General features: G+C 58.3%; 12 protein-coding genes and 1 tRNA gene. 11 read left to right on the forward strand and 2 right to left on the reverse strand.

Annotation, left to right across the window (positions count from 1 at the left end):
- Positions 1 to 222: 222 nt before the first annotated feature.
- From A6U87_RS05330 to A6U87_RS05380, 11 genes are all read left to right on the forward strand, one after another.
- A complete protein-coding gene (locus A6U87_RS05330) occupies positions 223 to 1,116 on the forward strand; it encodes an NAD(P)-dependent oxidoreductase (RefSeq protein ID WP_065690129.1) in 894 nt (297 codons plus the stop codon).
- Positions 1,117 to 1,256: 140 nt separating this feature from the next.
- Positions 1,257 to 1,332 (forward strand) — tRNA-Trp (locus A6U87_RS05335).
- 188 nt (positions 1,333 to 1,520) lie between these two features.
- Positions 1,521 to 1,721, forward strand: a complete 201-nt coding sequence (gene secE / locus A6U87_RS05340) for a preprotein translocase subunit SecE (RefSeq protein WP_065690130.1) — start codon at positions 1,521 to 1,523, stop codon at positions 1,719 to 1,721.
- Positions 1,722 to 1,738: 17 nt separating this feature from the next.
- Entirely contained in the window at positions 1,739 to 2,269 is a 531-nt protein-coding gene (gene nusG / locus A6U87_RS05345) for a transcription termination/antitermination protein NusG (protein ID WP_065690131.1), read from the forward strand.
- Between the two features lie 173 nt (positions 2,270 to 2,442).
- Positions 2,443 to 2,874, forward strand: coding sequence for a 50S ribosomal protein L11 (gene rplK / locus A6U87_RS05350; RefSeq protein WP_024318430.1), 432 nt, complete (start codon positions 2,443 to 2,445; stop codon positions 2,872 to 2,874).
- A 4-nt stretch (positions 2,875 to 2,878) separates the two neighbouring features.
- Positions 2,879 to 3,571 carry a 50S ribosomal protein L1 gene (rplA, locus tag A6U87_RS05355; protein WP_065690132.1) on the forward strand — a complete coding sequence of 231 codons (693 nt, stop codon included), beginning with the start codon at positions 2,879 to 2,881 and terminating at the stop codon, positions 3,569 to 3,571.
- Positions 3,572 to 3,898: 327 nt separating this feature from the next.
- Positions 3,899 to 4,417, forward strand: coding sequence for a 50S ribosomal protein L10 (gene rplJ, locus A6U87_RS05360; protein WP_016553543.1), 519 nt, complete (start codon positions 3,899 to 3,901; stop codon positions 4,415 to 4,417).
- A gap of 58 nt (positions 4,418 to 4,475) precedes the next feature.
- A complete protein-coding gene (gene rplL / locus A6U87_RS05365) occupies positions 4,476 to 4,853 on the forward strand; it encodes a 50S ribosomal protein L7/L12 (RefSeq protein ID WP_065690133.1) in 378 nt (125 codons plus the stop codon).
- Between the two features lie 257 nt (positions 4,854 to 5,110).
- Entirely contained in the window at positions 5,111 to 9,247 is a 4,137-nt protein-coding gene (rpoB, locus tag A6U87_RS05370) for a DNA-directed RNA polymerase subunit beta (protein WP_065690134.1), read from the forward strand.
- A gap of 189 nt (positions 9,248 to 9,436) precedes the next feature.
- Positions 9,437 to 13,648: a DNA-directed RNA polymerase subunit beta' gene (gene rpoC / locus A6U87_RS05375; protein WP_065690135.1), complete on the forward strand. Its 4,212-nt coding sequence runs from the start codon at positions 9,437 to 9,439 to the stop codon at positions 13,646 to 13,648.
- Positions 13,649 to 13,831: 183 nt separating this feature from the next.
- Entirely contained in the window at positions 13,832 to 14,881 is a 1,050-nt protein-coding gene (locus A6U87_RS05380; RefSeq protein ID WP_158007254.1) for a hypothetical protein, read from the forward strand.
- Positions 14,882 to 14,971: 90 nt separating this feature from the next.
- On the opposite strand, the gene A6U87_RS05385 is transcribed toward A6U87_RS05380, so the two are convergent.
- Entirely contained in the window at positions 14,972 to 15,400 is a 429-nt protein-coding gene (locus tag A6U87_RS05385; protein ID WP_065690137.1) for an NUDIX domain-containing protein, read from the reverse strand.
- An 8-nt stretch (positions 15,401 to 15,408) separates the two neighbouring features.
- Positions 15,409 to 15,702 (reverse strand): transcriptional regulator, encoded by a 294-nt coding sequence (locus A6U87_RS05390; RefSeq protein WP_065690138.1) that lies wholly within the window; start codon positions 15,700 to 15,702, stop codon positions 15,409 to 15,411.
- Positions 15,703 to 15,770 lie beyond the last annotated feature (68 nt).

The following is a 15,770-nucleotide window of genomic DNA, read 5'->3' on the forward strand; positions in this document are numbered from 1 at the left end:
ACGGCAGGCATAAGATGTGCAAATGGCGCGCAAGCGCGATTTGCACGCGGCGCCGGCATGTCGCTTCGATCGTCGAGTAATCCTAGGATTATCTTGAATTAGGAAAGGCCCTGCCGGCGACGGCGGGGCCTTTTCTTTGTGATACGGCAGTGTCGTCCTCACTTGCGCTCCACGGCAAAGCCTTTATCTATCCCCGCGGTCTCATGAGGCGGAGGATATTTCATGAAGAAGCGTATTCTGTTTACCGGCGGCTCGGGCAAGGCGGGGCGGCATGCTGTGCCGTGGCTGGTCAATGCCGGCTACGAGGTGCACAACCTCGATCTGGTGCCGCTGGACAGCCCCGGCGTTACCAACCTGATCGTCGACATCACCGATAGTGGGCAGGTCTTCAACGCGCTCTCGATGCATCGCGACTTCCCCGATCTGGAAGCGGGCAGGGGTGTGCAGCCTTTCGATGCCATCGTGCATTTCGCGGCGATTCCCCGCATTCTGATCAAGCCTGACAACGAGACCTTCCGCATCAACGCGATGGGCACGTACAACGTCATCGAAGCGGCCGTGAAGCTGGGCATCAGGAAGATCATCGTCGCCTCCAGCGAGACGACCTACGGGATCTGCTTTGCAGAAGGGCATCGCGACTTCCATCAGTTCCCTCTGGAGGAAGACTACGACGTCAACCCGATGGACTCCTATGGCCTGTCAAAGGTCGTGAACGAAAAGACCGCTCGCGCCTTTGCCGAGCGCTCTGGCTTCGACATTTATGCGCTGCGAATCGGTAACGTCATCGAACCGCATGAATATGAGAAGTTCCCGACTTTCTTTGCCAATCCCGAAATGCGCAAGCGCATTGCCTGGAGCTACATCGACGCACGCGACCTCGGTCAGATCTGCCATCTCTGCATCGAGAAGGACGGCCTAGGCTATCAGGTCTTCAATGCCGCGAACGACACCGTCTCGGCCAATACGCCGTCTCGGGAGCTGGCCGAACGCTACTTCCCGAATGTACCGTTCACGCGCGAAATCGGCGAATACGAAGGGCTTCTCTCGAACCGGAAGATCCGCGAAGTGCTTGGTTTCAAGGAGGAACATGACTGGCGCAAGTACGTGAAGGTCTGATTGCACTGCATGAGTTGGATGTAGTGCTGGAAAAATCGCAAAACGCTCTTGCCAATTCCGCGGAGCGGCCTTAAAGGGTGCGCCATGCTTTCACAAGCGCTTTGAGGTCCTTGGGCCAAGAGGCTGAATGAAAGGCATGAAGGGGTATAGCTCAGCTGGTAGAGCGGCGGTCTCCAAAACCGCAGGTCGGGGGTTCGAGCCCCTCTGCCCCTGCCATCTTTTCTAAGCGGACAGCGCGGTTATCTGCAGCGTTCCGTTTGGGGAGGCTACACATGGCAAATTCGTTAAACATCGGTTTCCCCTCTTGTCTAAAGTGGAATCGGTGTTTATGTAGGGTTCAACAGACACGCGGTGCGTGGGGCTGATATGTTCAGCTTTACGCGCCGTAATTGCGTGGGCAGTCGATGGCATCCAAATCTAATCCGTTTACGTTTCTGCGTCAGGTCCGCTCGGAGACGGCGAAAGTTACCTGGCCGTCGCGCCGCGAGACGATGATCTCCACGGTCATGGTGCTTGTGATGGTGGTATTCGCTGCGTTGTTCTTCTTTGCGGCTGACCAGCTTATTGGCTGGTTGCTGAGCTTCGTGCTCAACGTCGGCAACTGATCGGGTGGAGATGTAAGATGGCGGCACGTTGGTATATCGTCCACGCGTATTCGAATTTTGAAAAGAAGGTCGCAGAAGACATCGAGAACAAGGCTCGTCAGAAGGGGCTTGAGCATTTGTTCGAGAAGATTCTCGTTCCGACTGAAAAGGTGGTTGAAGTGCGCCGCGGCCGTAAGGTTGATTCCGAGCGCAAGTTCTTCCCGGGCTACGTTCTCGTTCGCGCTAACCTGACGGACGAAGCCTACCACCTGATCAAGAACACGCCGAAGGTTACGGGCTTTCTCGGTTCCGACAATAAGCCTGTTCCGATTCCTGATTATGAAGCCGAGCGCATCCTCGGTCAGGTTCAGGAAGGTGTCGAACGTCCGAAGTCTTCGGTTACGTTCGAGATTGGCGAGCAGGTTCGCGTTTCCGATGGTCCGTTCGCGTCGTTCAACGGCACGGTTCAGGATGTCGATGAAGAGCGTTCGCGCCTGAAGGTGGAAGTGTCGATCTTTGGTCGCGCGACGCCGGTCGAACTGGAATACGCCCAGGTCGAGAAGGTCTGAGTTTTTTTCGAATGGGGATCGGTTTGGCCGGTCCTCGAGCGGGCGTTGCCGCTACCCGCGTGGAAGGTGAGGGGTCTTAGCCGGGCCTTTGATCCGCACCACGCAACCGCAGCCGCCGGAGAGATCCGGCATGAATGACCGGGAAATCGGTCGCCAATGAAAGGCAGAGAGATATGGCTAAGAAAGTTGCAGGCCAGCTCAAGCTTCAGGTCAAGGCAGGATCGGCAAACCCGTCCCCGCCAATCGGCCCGGCGCTTGGTCAGCGTGGCATTAACATCATGGAATTCTGCAAGGCGTTCAACGCCGCTACGCAGGAAATGGAAAAGGGTATGCCGATCCCGGTCGTCATCACCTATTACCAGGACAAGTCCTTCACCTTCGCGATGAAGCAGCCTCCGGTCAGCTACTGGCTGAAGAAGGAAGCGAAGATCACGTCCGGTTCGAAGACGCCTGGCAAGGGCGCTACCGCCGGCAAGCTCACCAAGGCTCAGATCAAGTCGATCGCCGAAGCCAAGATGAAGGATCTGAATGCAGCGGATATCGAAGGTGCAATGGCGATGATCGAGGGCTCTGCCCGCGCCATGGGCCTGGAAGTGGTAGGATAAGACCATGGCTGGCAAGCGCACTAAGAAGATCAACGAAGGTGTTGATCCCACGAAGCTCTACGCTCTGAACCTCGCCATCGGCATGGTCAAGGAACGGGCTATCGCCAAGTTCGACGAAACCGTCGAAGTATCGATGAACCTGGGTGTTGACCCGCGCCACGCTGACCAGATGGTTCGCGGCGTTGTCAACCTGCCGAACGGCACCGGCCGCGACGTTCGCGTTGCTGTCTTCGCACGTGGCGCCAAGGCTGACGAAGCCAAGGCTGCTGGTGCAGACGTTGTCGGCGCTGAAGATCTCGTCGAGATCGTTCAGGGCGGCAAGATCGACTTCGATCGTTGCATCGCAACGCCTGACATGATGCCGCTCGTCGGTCGCCTCGGTAAGGTTCTCGGCCCGCGTGGCATGATGCCGAACCCGAAGGTTGGTACGGTTACGATGGACGTCTCTGGTGCCGTTAAGGCTTCCAAGGGCGGCGCTGTCGAGTTCCGCGTCGAGAAGGCTGGTATCGTCCACGCCGGCATCGGCAAGGCTTCGTTCGACGCGAAGGCTCTTGAAGAAAACATCAAGGCTTTCGCTGACGCCGTCATCAAGGCAAAGCCGGCTGGCGCCAAGGGTAACTACGTCAAGCGCGTAGCGATCTCTTCGACCATGGGCCCGGGCGTCAAGATCGACCCGTCGTCGGTCACGGCTGCTTAATTAAGTTTCGCCGGGCTTCGGTCCGGTTCACGAATTCCGGCCTCGCAAGGGGCCGGAATATTCCGGAGAAATCCGGAATCCTGTCCGAGATTGCAGGTGGTTTTCCCTTAATCACTTGGCCTGCATGAGACGGGTAAGACCCGAATTGCATGAAGCTTTGCTTCGATCGATTTGGTTCGAGCCTTGGATGCCTTGTGCCTCTTAGCCTTTCTGGCGCGGAGCGCGAGGGGACAGGATCCTCAAGCGTCGCTTGGGATCATTCGTGATCTCAGGAGGCAAAGGCAACCCGATGGGGCCGGTCACGGTCTCATCTACTGGAGATAGGCAGTGGAAAGAGCGGAAAAACGCGAATTCGTCACGGAACTGAACGAAGTCTTCAAGGCTTCGGGCTCGGTTGTCGTGGCCCACTATGCTGGTGCTACAGTCGCGCAGATGAACGACTTCCGTTCCAAGATGCGCGCAGCTGGCGGTACCGTCAAAGTCGCGAAGAACCGCCTGGCCAAAATCGCCCTTCAGGGTACGGAAGCGGAAGGGATCTCTGGTCTCTTCACCGGTCAGACGCTCATTGCATACAGCAATGACCCGATCACCGCTCCGAAAGTCGTCGTGGATTTCGCCAAGACCAACGATAAGATCGTTGTTTTGGGCGGCGCCATGGGAACAACGACGCTCAACGCTGATGCAGTCAAGTCGCTCGCGACCCTGCCTTCGTTGGACGAACTGCGCGCGAAGCTGCTGGGCATGATCCAGACTCCGGCTACCCGCATCGCAGGCGTTGTTGCAGCACCGGCAAGCCAGCTTGCTCGCGTGTTTTCGGCTTACGCCAAGAAGGACGAAGCCGCATAAGGCGGTTTTTTGCTGTTTATAAACAACCGGTTCGAACCGAACAAAAGGAACTAGTAACATGGCTGATCTCGTAAAGATCGTTGAAGACCTCTCCGCGCTGACCGTTCTGGAAGCCGCAGAACTGTCCAAGCTTCTCGAAGAAAAGTGGGGCGTATCCGCTGCTGCTCCGGTAGCTGTTGCTGCTGCTGGCGGCGCTGCTGCTGCTGCTGTCGTTGAAGAAGAAAAGACCGAGTTCGACGTCATCCTCACGGATGCTGGCGCGAACAAGATCAACGTCATCAAGGAAGTTCGTGGCATCACCGGCCTCGGCCTCAAGGAAGCCAAGGACCTCGTCGAAGGCGCTCCGAAGGCTGTCAAGGAAGCCGTTTCCAAGGCTGAAGCCGCTGACATCAAGAAGAAGCTTGAAGACGCCGGCGCTAAGGTCGACGTTAAGTAATCTTGAACTGCATCTGGGAGGCTGGATTTCCGGCCTCCCATTTGCCGTTTTCCGGAACGAATTACCCAAAAGCCGCGTGAAAACGGCTTTTGGGTAATGGGTTCTTCAAGAGGATGGTCTCGAACCGAGACGCGAAGGCAATCCGGCCTCGTATTTCGGGAAGTGAGACGAGATTGAAGTACACATTGGTTGACGGGGTCGACTGGCCATCGGTTCCCGTCCGTTGCAGGCCCGGATGCAATTTTGAAGGAGCGACGATGGCTCAGACCCTTTCGTTCAATGGTCGTAGGCGCGTACGCAAGTTTTTCGGTAAGATCCCAGAAGTCGCAGAAATGCCGAACCTCATCGAGGTTCAAAAGGCATCGTATGATCAATTCCTGATGGTTGAAGAGCCCAAGGGCGGTCGCCCTGATGAGGGCCTTCAGTCCGTTTTCAAGTCGGTTTTCCCGATCACCGATTTCTCCGGCGCTTCCATGCTGGAATTCGTATCCTACGAATTCGAGCCGCCGAAGTTCGACGTCGATGAATGCCGCCAGCGCGACCTGACCTACGCCGCACCGCTGAAGGTTACGCTTCGCCTGATCGTGTTCGATATCGATGAGGATACGGGCGCGAAGTCCATCAAGGACATCAAGGAACAGTCGGTTTACATGGGCGACATGCCGCTCATGACCAACAACGGTACGTTCATCGTGAACGGCACCGAGCGCGTTATCGTGTCTCAGATGCACCGTTCGCCGGGCGTCTTCTTCGACCACGATAAGGGCAAGAGCCACTCGTCCGGCAAGCTGCTCTTCGCTGCTCGCGTCATCCCGTATCGCGGTTCCTGGCTCGATATCGAATTCGACGCCAAGGACATCGTCTACGCCCGTATCGACCGCCGCCGCAAGCTGCCGGTGACGTCGCTGCTGATGGCGCTCGGCATGGATGGCGAAGAAATCCTGTCGACCTTCTACACGAAGTCGAACTACTCGCGTGACGGCAAGGGCTGGCGTATTCCGTTCACCCCTGAGACCCTCAAGGGTGCGAAGACCATCACCGACATGATCGACGCCGACACCGGCGAAGTCGTGGTCGAGGGCGGTAAGAAGCTGACCCCGCGTCTGCTGCGCACGCTGTCCGAAAAGGGCCTCAAGGCTCTGAAGGCGACCGACGAAGACCTGTACGGCAACTTCCTCGCCGAAGACATCGTCAACTACTCGACGGGTGAAATCTACCTCGAGGCCGGCGACGAAATCGACGAAAAGACGCTGCCGATCATTCTTTCTCACGGCTTCGATGAGATCCCGGTTCTCGGTATCGACCACATCAACGTCGGTGCCTATATCCGCAACACGCTGAACGCCGACAAGAACGAGAACCGTCAGGACGCTCTGTTCGACATCTACCGCGTCATGCGTCCGGGTGAGCCGCCGACCATGGACTCGGCCGAAGCCATGTTCAACTCGCTGTTCTTCGATGCGGAGCGCTACGATCTCTCCGCCGTGGGCCGCGTGAAGATGAACATGCGTCTCGATCTCGACGTCGAAGACACTGTCCGTATCCTGCGCAAGGACGACATCCTGGCCGTGGTCAAGATGCTCGTCGAACTGCGTGACGGTAAGGGTGAAATCGACGACATCGACAACCTCGGCAACCGTCGTGTTCGCTCCGTCGGCGAACTGATGGAAAACCAGTACCGTCTCGGCCTGCTCCGCATGGAGCGTGCGATCAAGGAACGTATGTCCTCGATCGAAATCGACACGGTCATGCCGCAGGACCTGATCAACGCGAAGCCGGCAGCTGCCGCGGTTCGCGAATTCTTCGGCTCCTCGCAGCTGTCGCAGTTCATGGACCAGGTGAACCCGCTTTCGGAAATCACCCACAAGCGCCGTCTTTCGGCACTTGGCCCGGGTGGTCTGACCCGCGAGCGCGCAGGCTTCGAAGTCCGCGACGTTCATCCGACCCACTACGGCCGTATTTGCCCGATCGAAACGCCGGAAGGCCCGAACATCGGTCTGATCAACAGCCTTGCGACCTTCGCACGCGTCAACAAGTACGGCTTCATTGAATCGCCGTACCGCCGCATCGTCGACGGCAAGGTGACGAACGACGTTCTTTATCTCTCCGCTATGGAAGAGGCGAAGTACTACGTCGCGCAGGCCAACGCCGAACTTGGCGCTGACGGTTCGTTCACCGACGAATTCGTCGTTTGCCGTCACGCCGGCGAAGTTATGCTCGCTCCGCGCGACAGCATGAACCTGATGGACGTTTCGCCGAAGCAGGTCGTTTCGGTTGCTGCGGCTCTCATCCCGTTCCTGGAAAACGACGACGCCAACCGCGCTCTCATGGGCTCGAACATGCAGCGTCAGGCCGTTCCGCTGCTGCGCGCTGAAGCTCCGTTCGTCGGCACCGGCATGGAGCCGATCGTTGCCCGCGACTCCGGTGCTGCCATCGGCGCCCGTCGTAGCGGCGTGGTCGACCAGGTCGACGCGACGCGTATCGTTATCCGTGCGACGGAAGACCTTGATGCCGGCAAGTCCGGCGTTGACATCTACCGCCTGCAGAAGTTCCAGCGTTCGAACCAGAACACCTGCGTCAACCAGCGTCCGCTGGTCACCGTTGGTGACGTCATCAACCGCGGCGACATCCTCGCTGACGGCCCGTCGACGGACCTGGGCGACCTGGCACTCGGCCGCAACGCGCTCGTCGCGTTCATGCCGTGGAACGGTTACAACTACGAAGACTCGATCCTGATGTCGGAACGCATCGTCGCTGACGACGTGTTCACCTCCATCCACATCGAAGAATTCGAAGTGATGGCCCGTGACACCAAGCTTGGTCCGGAAGAAATCACGCGCGACATTCCGAACGTTTCGGAAGAAGCGCTGAAGAACCTCGACGAAGCCGGTATCGTCTACATCGGTGCCGAAGTTCAGCCGGGCGACATCCTCGTCGGCAAGATCACGCCGAAGGGCGAAAGCCCGATGACGCCGGAAGAAAAGCTTCTGCGCGCCATCTTCGGCGAAAAGGCGTCCGACGTTCGCGACACCTCCATGCGCATGCCTCCGGGCACCTACGGCACCATCGTCGAAGTTCGCGTTTTCAACCGCCACGGCGTTGAAAAGGACGAGCGCGCGATGGCTATCGAGCGCGAAGAGATCGAGCGTCTTGCAAAGGACCGCGACGACGAGCAGGCGATCCTCGACCGTAACGTCTACGGCCGTCTGATCGACATGCTGCGCGGCCAGGTTGCCATCGCGGGCCCGAAGGGCTTCAAGAAGGGCACCGAGCTGGCAAACGCCGTCGTCTCCGAATATCCCCGCTCGCAGTGGTGGATGTTCGCCGTCGAGGACGAGAAGGTTCAGTCCGAGCTCGAAGCTCTGCGTGGCCAGTACGACGAATCCAAGTCGCGCCTTGAACAGCGTTTCATGGACAAGGTCGAGAAGGTCCAGCGCGGCGACGAAATGCCTCCTGGCGTCATGAAGATGGTCAAGGTCTTCGTCGCTGTGAAGCGCAAGATCCAGCCCGGCGACAAGATGGCCGGCCGTCACGGTAACAAGGGCGTTGTCTCGCGTATCGTGCCTGTCGAAGACATGCCGTTCCTCGAAGACGGTACTCATGTCGACATCTGCTTGAACCCGCTGGGCGTGCCTTCGCGCATGAACGTCGGCCAGATCCTCGAAACCCACCTTGCCTGGGCTTGCGCCGGTATGGGTAAGAAGATCGGCGAACTGCTCGACGAATACCGCAAGACGATGGACATCACCGACCTGAAGACGGAGCTGACGGAAGTCTATGCGTCGCAGGCCAAGGACGAAGTCGCCAACTTCGACGACGATTCGCTCGTCAAGCTGGCCGAACAGTCCCGCCGTGGTGTCTCGATCGCAACGCCGGTCTTCGACGGTGCGCATGAGCCTGACGTTGCCTCGATGCTGAAGAAGGCAGGTCTGCACGAGTCCGGTCAGTCGGTTCTGTACGACGGCCGTACTGGCGAGCCCTTCGACCGCAAGGTCACCGTCGGCTACATGTACATGATCAAGCTGAACCACCTTGTCGACGACAAGATCCACGCTCGTTCGATCGGTCCTTACTCGCTCGTTACCCAGCAGCCGCTGGGCGGCAAGGCGCAGTTCGGCGGTCAGCGCTTCGGGGAAATGGAAGTCTGGGCTCTGGAAGCATACGGTGCGGCTTACACGCTGCAGGAAATGCTCACCGTCAAGTCCGACGACGTCGCCGGCCGTACCAAGGTCTACGAAGCCATCGTCCGCGGCGACGACACGTTCGAAGCGGGTATTCCCGAAAGCTTCAACGTTCTCGTCAAGGAAATGCGCTCGCTGGGTCTTTCCGTCGAGCTCGAGAACTCGAAGGTTGACGAGCAGCAGACCGGCCAGCTGCCGGACGCCGCCGAGTAACCACCTGATAGGGTGCGCGCTGTCCTGCAGCGCGCACCGTCCCAGCTCTGGCCCCGTAACGTGTTGGCCGGGAAGGGACGATTTCGCCGCATTCTGCGGTTATTGTCGTTTTTTCGCGATGGCGCGGCGCCCGGGATTTGCCGCTGACCATCGCAGTTTGAGGGCTTTCAGCCCATGAAGGAGACAGGCATGAACCAAGAGGTCATGAATCTTTTCAATCCGCAGGTGCCTGCGCAGAATTTCGATTCCATCCGGATCTCGATTGCGTCTCCGGAGAAGATTCTCTCCTGGTCTTATGGTGAGATCAAGAAGCCGGAAACGATCAACTATCGTACGTTCAAGCCTGAACGCGATGGTCTGTTCTGCGCCCGCATCTTCGGACCGATCAAGGACTACGAATGCTTGTGCGGCAAGTACAAGCGCATGAAGTACAAGGGCATCATCTGCGAAAAGTGCGGCGTCGAAGTTACGCTGTCGCGCGTTCGCCGTGAGCGCATGGGCCACATCGAGCTCGCCGCTCCCGTTGCCCACATCTGGTTCCTGAAGTCGCTTCCTTCGCGCATTTCGACGCTGCTCGATATGACGCTGAAGGATGTAGAGCGCGTGCTCTATTTCGAACACTACATCGTCACCGAGCCGGGCCTCACCGCGCTCAAGGAGCACCAGCTCCTGACGGAAGAAGAATACATGCTGGCCGTCGATGAATACGGCGAAGATCAGTTCACCGCTATGATCGGCGCTGAAGCCATCTTCGAAATGCTGGCATCGATGAACCTTGAGAAGATCGCGGGCGACCTGCGCTCGGATCTGGCCGACACCACGTCGGATCTCAAGCAGAAGAAGCTGATGAAGCGCCTGAAGATCGTCGAGAACTTCATGGAGTCAGGCAACCGTCCGGAATGGATGATCATGAAGGTCGTCCCGGTCATCCCGCCGGACCTGCGCCCGCTGGTTCCGCTCGATGGCGGCCGTTTCGCGACGTCCGACCTGAACGACCTGTACCGCCGCGTCATCAACCGTAACAACCGTCTGAAGCGCCTGATCGAACTGCGCGCTCCTGGCATCATCATCCGCAACGAAAAGCGCATGCTGCAGGAATCTGTAGACGCGCTGTTCGACAACGGCCGCCGTGGCCGCGTCATCACCGGCGCCAACAAGCGTCCGCTGAAGTCGCTGTCCGACATGCTCAAGGGCAAGCAGGGCCGCTTCCGTCAGAACCTGCTCGGCAAGCGCGTCGACTACTCCGGCCGTTCGGTCATCGTGACCGGTCCGGAACTGAAGCTGCACCAGTGCGGCCTGCCGAAGAAGATGGCGCTCGAACTGTTCAAGCCGTTCATCTACGCCCGCCTCGACGCCAAGGGTTACTCCTCGACCGTCAAGCAGGCCAAGAAGTTGGTTGAAAAGGAAAAGCCGGAAGTCTGGGATATCCTCGACGAGGTCATCCGCGAGCATCCGGTTCTCCTGAACCGCGCACCGACGCTGCACCGCCTGGGCATCCAGGCCTTCGAACCGATCCTGGTCGAAGGCAAGGCTATCCAGCTGCACCCGCTCGTTTGCACGGCCTTCAACGCCGACTTCGACGGTGACCAGATGGCTGTTCACGTGCCGCTGTCGCTCGAAGCCCAGCTCGAAGCCCGCGTCCTGATGATGTCGACGAACAACATCCTGCACCCTGCAAACGGTGCACCGATCATCGTTCCGTCGCAGGACATGGTTCTCGGCCTGTACTACCTCGCGATCATGAACCAGAACGAGCCGGGCGAAGGCATGGCCTTCTCCGATCTGGGCGAACTGCATCACGCGCTTGAAAACAAGGTCGTGACGCTGCACTCCAAGATCCGCGGCCGCTTCAAGTCGATCGACGAGGATGGCAAGCCCTACTCGAAGATCTATGAAACGACCCCTGGCCGTCTGCTCATCGGCGAACTCCTGCCAAAGAACGGCAAGGTGACCTTCGACATCTGCAACCAGGAAATGACCAAGAAGAACATCTCCAAGATGATCGACACGGTCTACCGTCATTGCGGCCAGAAGGACACGGTCATCTTCTGCGACCGCATCATGCAGCTCGGCTTCACGCATGCCTGCCGCGCCGGCATTTCGTTCGGCAAGGACGACATGATCATTCCGGAAACCAAGGCGAAGATCGTTGGCGACACCGAAAACCTCGTCAAGGAATACGAGCAGCAGTACAACGACGGCCTGATCACTCAGGGCGAGAAGTACAACAAGGTCGTTGACGCCTGGGGCAAGGCAACCGAAAAGGTCGCCGAAGACATGATGGCCCGCATTAAGGCCGTCGAGTTCGATCCGAACACGGGTCGCCAGAAGCCGATGAACGCCATCTACATGATGTCGCACTCGGGTGCGCGTGGTTCTCCGAACCAGATGCGCCAGCTGGGCGGCATGCGCGGCCTGATGGCCAAGCCGTCGGGTGAAATCATCGAGACCCCGATCACGTCGAACTTCAAGGAAGGTCTGACCGTTAACGAGTACTTCAACTCGACCCACGGTGCCCGTAAGGGTCTCGCAGACACCGCTCTGAAGACGGCGAACTCGGGTTACCTGACCCGTCGTCTCGTCGACGTCGCGCAGGATTGCATCGTCAACATGGTCGATTGCGGCACCGACACCGGTCTTACGATGACTGCCATCGTCGATGCTGGTCAGGTCGTCGCGTCGCTCGGCGCGCGTATCCTTGGCCGTACGGCTCTGGACGATATCGATCATCCGATCACCGGCGAGCGTCTGGTCGACGCCGGCAAGATGATCCTCGAGCCCGATGTCATCGAGATCGAAAAGGCTGGCATCCAGTCGATCCGTATCCGCTCCGCACTGACCTGCGAAGTGCAGACGGGCGTATGCTCGGTCTGCTACGGTCGCGACCTCGCACGCGGTACGCCTGTCAACATGGGCGAAGCCGTCGGCGTTATCGCGGCTCAGTCGATCGGCGAGCCGGGCACGCAGCTCACCATGCGTACGTTCCACCTTGGTGGCACGGCTAACGTGGTTGACTCGTCGTTCCTGGAAGCATCGTACGAAGGTACGATCCAGCTGAAGAACCGCAACGTTTTGCGCAACTCGGAGAACGTGCTCGTCGCGATGGGCCGCAACATGACCGTCCAGATCCTGGACGAGCGTGGTGTAGAGCGCTCCTCCCAGCGTGTTGCCTACGGTTCGAAGCTGCATGTCGACGAAGGCGACAAGGTCAAGCGCGGTCAGCGTCTGGCAGAGTGGGACCCCTACACCCGTCCGATGATGACGGAAGTGGCCGGTACCGTTCAGTTCGAAGACGTCGTCGACGGTCTCTCGGTTCTCGAAGCGACCGACGAGTCCACGGGTATCACCAAGCGTCAGGTTATCGACTGGCGTTCGACCCCGCGTGGTTCGGACCTCAAGCCGGCAGTCGTCATCCTCGATGCCAGCGGCAATGTTGTTAAGCTGCCGCGCGGTGCAGATGCACGCTTCCAGCTGTCGGTCGATGCGATCCTGTCGGTCGAGCCTGGTCAGAAGGTCTCCCAGGGTGACGTGCTTGCACGTTCGCCGCTGGAAAGCGCCAAGACCAAGGACATCACCGGTGGTCTGCCGCGTGTTGCCGAACTGTTCGAAGCTCGTCGTCCGAAGGACCACGCCATCATCGCTGAGATCGATGGTACGATCCGCCTCGGCCGCGACTACAAGAACAAGCGTCGCGTCATCATCGAGCCGGCTGAAGACGGTGTCGAGCCTGTCGAATACCTGATCCCGAAGGGCAAGCCCTTCCACCTTCAGGAAGGCGACTACATCGAAAAGGGTGATTACATCCTCGACGGTAACCCGGCTCCACACGACATCCTGGCGATCAAGGGCGTCGAGGCTCTGGCTTCGTACCTGGTCAACGAAATTCAGGAAGTCTACCGTCTCCAGGGCGTTGTCATCAACGACAAGCACATCGAAGTGATTGTCCGTCAGATGCTGCAGAAGGTGGAAATCACTGATGCGGGCGACTCGACCTATATCGTCGGCGACAACGTCGACCGTATCGAGCTCGAAGACGTCAACGACGGTCTGATCGAACAGGGCAAGAAGCCTGCCTACGGCGATCCGGTTCTGCTCGGCATCACCAAGGCATCGCTGCAGACGCCGTCCTTCATCTCCGCCGCGTCCTTCCAGGAAACGACGAAGGTGCTCACGGAAGCCGCGATCGCCGGCAAGACCGATGGCCTGCAGGGCCTGAAGGAAAACGTCATCGTTGGCCGCCTCATCCCGGCCGGTACCGGTGGCACCATGACCCAGATCCGCCGTATCGCGACCTCGCGCGACGAGCTGATCCTGGAAGAGCGTCGCAAGGGCACGGGTGCAGATGTTGCAACCCCGATGCTTCAGGACCTCGCAAGCGAAAGCGCCCCGGCTGCCGAGTAATTGGTAGCTTGGTCTTCGAAATTAAAAAGCCGCCCGGAGCGATCCGGGCGGCTTTTTGTTTGAGAAAGACTCCACTTAGGCGCTTACCTGTTGGCGGCAGTGTGAACGACCTGATACTCGCATCTAGCGAGCTCAATTAAGTTGAAACGCCTCAAATAGTCGGCAATGTTACGTTGTGCTACGATGTTTATCGAGACGACGAAGACAATGTCAAATAACGAGAGCTCAGCGAGCGACTACCGCGGCCGCGCCATATTTAGACGTTCCGATCTGGAGCGCCACCTCAAGGCTCGCTGGAATGAAAAAGGCGAAAAACTTGGGGACAATGAACGGCTTGGCGTTTCGATTGCGGAGCTTGTAAGCCATTCGCTTTCGCGAAATTCGGCCATAGACCTTCCTTACGTCGATCTTTGGGTTGCGATTTTAGACGAGTGCATAAGCTGGTTGATTAGTTTGGATGCTGTCGTGCATTCTGGCCGACTACAGCACCGTAAGATGGAAAACTTTGAAAGGTCCATTGTTGTTCTTCTTAGCAAGATAGTCTCCGACCTGACGGCAATTAGACATCTCGTTCTTGCGGGGTTTGACGGCGCGGCGCGAACGATTGTCCGTTCGGTGGCAGAATATATGGAGGTCCTAGTTGCCGTCGTGCATCAGCCAACCTTCGCGGATGAGTTTGTAAAAAGTGACACGCCCGAAGCATCGCACCTATTCTGGCAAACACATTTACGTGGTGGAAAACTTCGTCGGAGAATAACTGCAGCGTGGGCGGACTTCTTCACGACAAATGCTGCTCATGAACGGTCGACGGCGACAGAGACCTTTGCTAATTGGGGAAGAGGATCGAACGCACTACTATCAGGCTCAACTCACCCGAGCTTCGGCGGCGGGCTCTTAGCTGCTATTCCGCTGAAGGGAAAGTATGAGGATGAAAACTGGCTTGGTACCTGGGGCGACAAGGCCGACTTTTCGGTAAATACAATCTACATCATCACACAGTTCATATTCCCAGTTCTGATTTTGGGATCAAATTTTCCCTTCGGCTTTGTAAGAGAGGGCGATACTGAGCCCTTCCGCGCGTATGACCGAAATCAAGAACTCCATCGGCACGTGCGCACCGGTCGCGATATCTTGGCAAGCCTTATAATCTCGCTGTGCCAAGAAATTAATCGGCCGTTCGTCTTTCCGGAGTTTGACATGAGCATATGGCCCGAACAACCTGAGCCAGCTTAACCGTCTCTCAGCTGATGTGGATGATCGCGGCTTCGCCGTGGACCGCGTCTTGGTAGTTGAAGGGTCTCGGCTATCGGGAGCAGAAGCTCCTCAACCGATCAGCGGCAGGCACTCGGCCATTCCGTAGCCGAGCTTCGCTCGCGCCTCGGAGAAGCTGATCCAGAAGAAGCGAAACAGGATGGGCGCGCCGCCGCCGAAGGGAGTGAGCTCCCGGTGCAGCCAGGTCGATGACTGGTTGCTGTCGAGACCGACATGAAAATAGTGGCGGCGGTGAAGCACCGTGCCGCCGTTCTTCAATGAAAAGCGATAGTCATGAGTGCCGAGTTGGGTGAGGGGACCCGGCGTCAGGCCCGTTTCTTCGTGGAACTCGCGGCTGGCTGCCTCGGCGACATCCTCGCCGTGTTCGACAGTGCCGCCGGGGACTTGCCACTGGACGTCGGGAAAGTCGGGCTCGTCGAACACAAGAAGCCGGTCGCGGCAGGTCGCATAGATCAGCACCTTCAACGCATCCGGCTTCATCGATAGTCTCAGCTGAAGCGGATGATCGCGACTTCGCCGTCGACGGCGCCCTGATAGGCCGAAGCGTGGGGCTCTTCCTCGGGCACCTCGGTCAGCATGCCGATCTGGTCGAGATCGGCCTCGATGAAGCCTTCCTCGGCAAGCGCGTTGAGCGCCTCGCGCACGGCGCTGTCGTCGTCGGCCGCCCTCAGCATGATGTGGAGGTCGACACCCTCGCTGGCATCGGACTCATAGCCCTTGCCGATGATGATGAAGACCATCGGGCCTTCGGTGTTGTTGTCGTTATCGGGGGCGTTAATCATTCTCAGTCCTTCGATTCGAGATTTGAATCTGTTTTCAGGCACTTGGCCTCTGCAATCTGTGATTCCTT

It is taken from the genome of Rhizobium sp. AC44/96 (assembly GCF_001692185.1).
In the GTDB taxonomy this organism is placed as follows: Bacteria; Pseudomonadota; Alphaproteobacteria; order Rhizobiales; family Rhizobiaceae; genus Rhizobium.

Excerpts from the sequence above, each read along its gene's own strand:
- rplL (WP_065690133.1), top strand. The coding sequence starts at position 4,476 with ATGGCTGATCTCGTAAAGATCGTTGAAGACCTCTCCGCGCTGACCGTT.
- rplA (WP_065690132.1), top strand. The coding sequence starts at position 2,879 with ATGGCTGGCAAGCGCACTAAGAAGATCAACGAAGGTGTTGATCCCACG.
- nusG (WP_065690131.1), top strand. The coding sequence starts at position 1,739 with ATGGCGGCACGTTGGTATATCGTCCACGCGTATTCGAATTTTGAAAAG.
- A6U87_RS05330 (WP_065690129.1), top strand. The coding sequence starts at position 223 with ATGAAGAAGCGTATTCTGTTTACCGGCGGCTCGGGCAAGGCGGGGCGG.
- secE (WP_065690130.1), top strand. The coding sequence starts at position 1,521 with ATGGCATCCAAATCTAATCCGTTTACGTTTCTGCGTCAGGTCCGCTCG.
- rpoC (WP_065690135.1), top strand. The coding sequence starts at position 9,437 with ATGAACCAAGAGGTCATGAATCTTTTCAATCCGCAGGTGCCTGCGCAG.
- rplK (WP_024318430.1), top strand. The coding sequence starts at position 2,443 with ATGGCTAAGAAAGTTGCAGGCCAGCTCAAGCTTCAGGTCAAGGCAGGA.
- A6U87_RS05390 (WP_065690138.1), bottom strand. The coding sequence starts at position 15,702 with ATGATTAACGCCCCCGATAACGACAACAACACCGAAGGCCCGATGGTC.
- rpoB (WP_065690134.1), top strand. The coding sequence starts at position 5,111 with ATGGCTCAGACCCTTTCGTTCAATGGTCGTAGGCGCGTACGCAAGTTT.
- A6U87_RS05385 (WP_065690137.1), bottom strand. The coding sequence starts at position 15,400 with ATGAAGCCGGATGCGTTGAAGGTGCTGATCTATGCGACCTGCCGCGAC.
- A6U87_RS05380 (WP_158007254.1), top strand. The coding sequence starts at position 13,832 with ATGTTTATCGAGACGACGAAGACAATGTCAAATAACGAGAGCTCAGCG.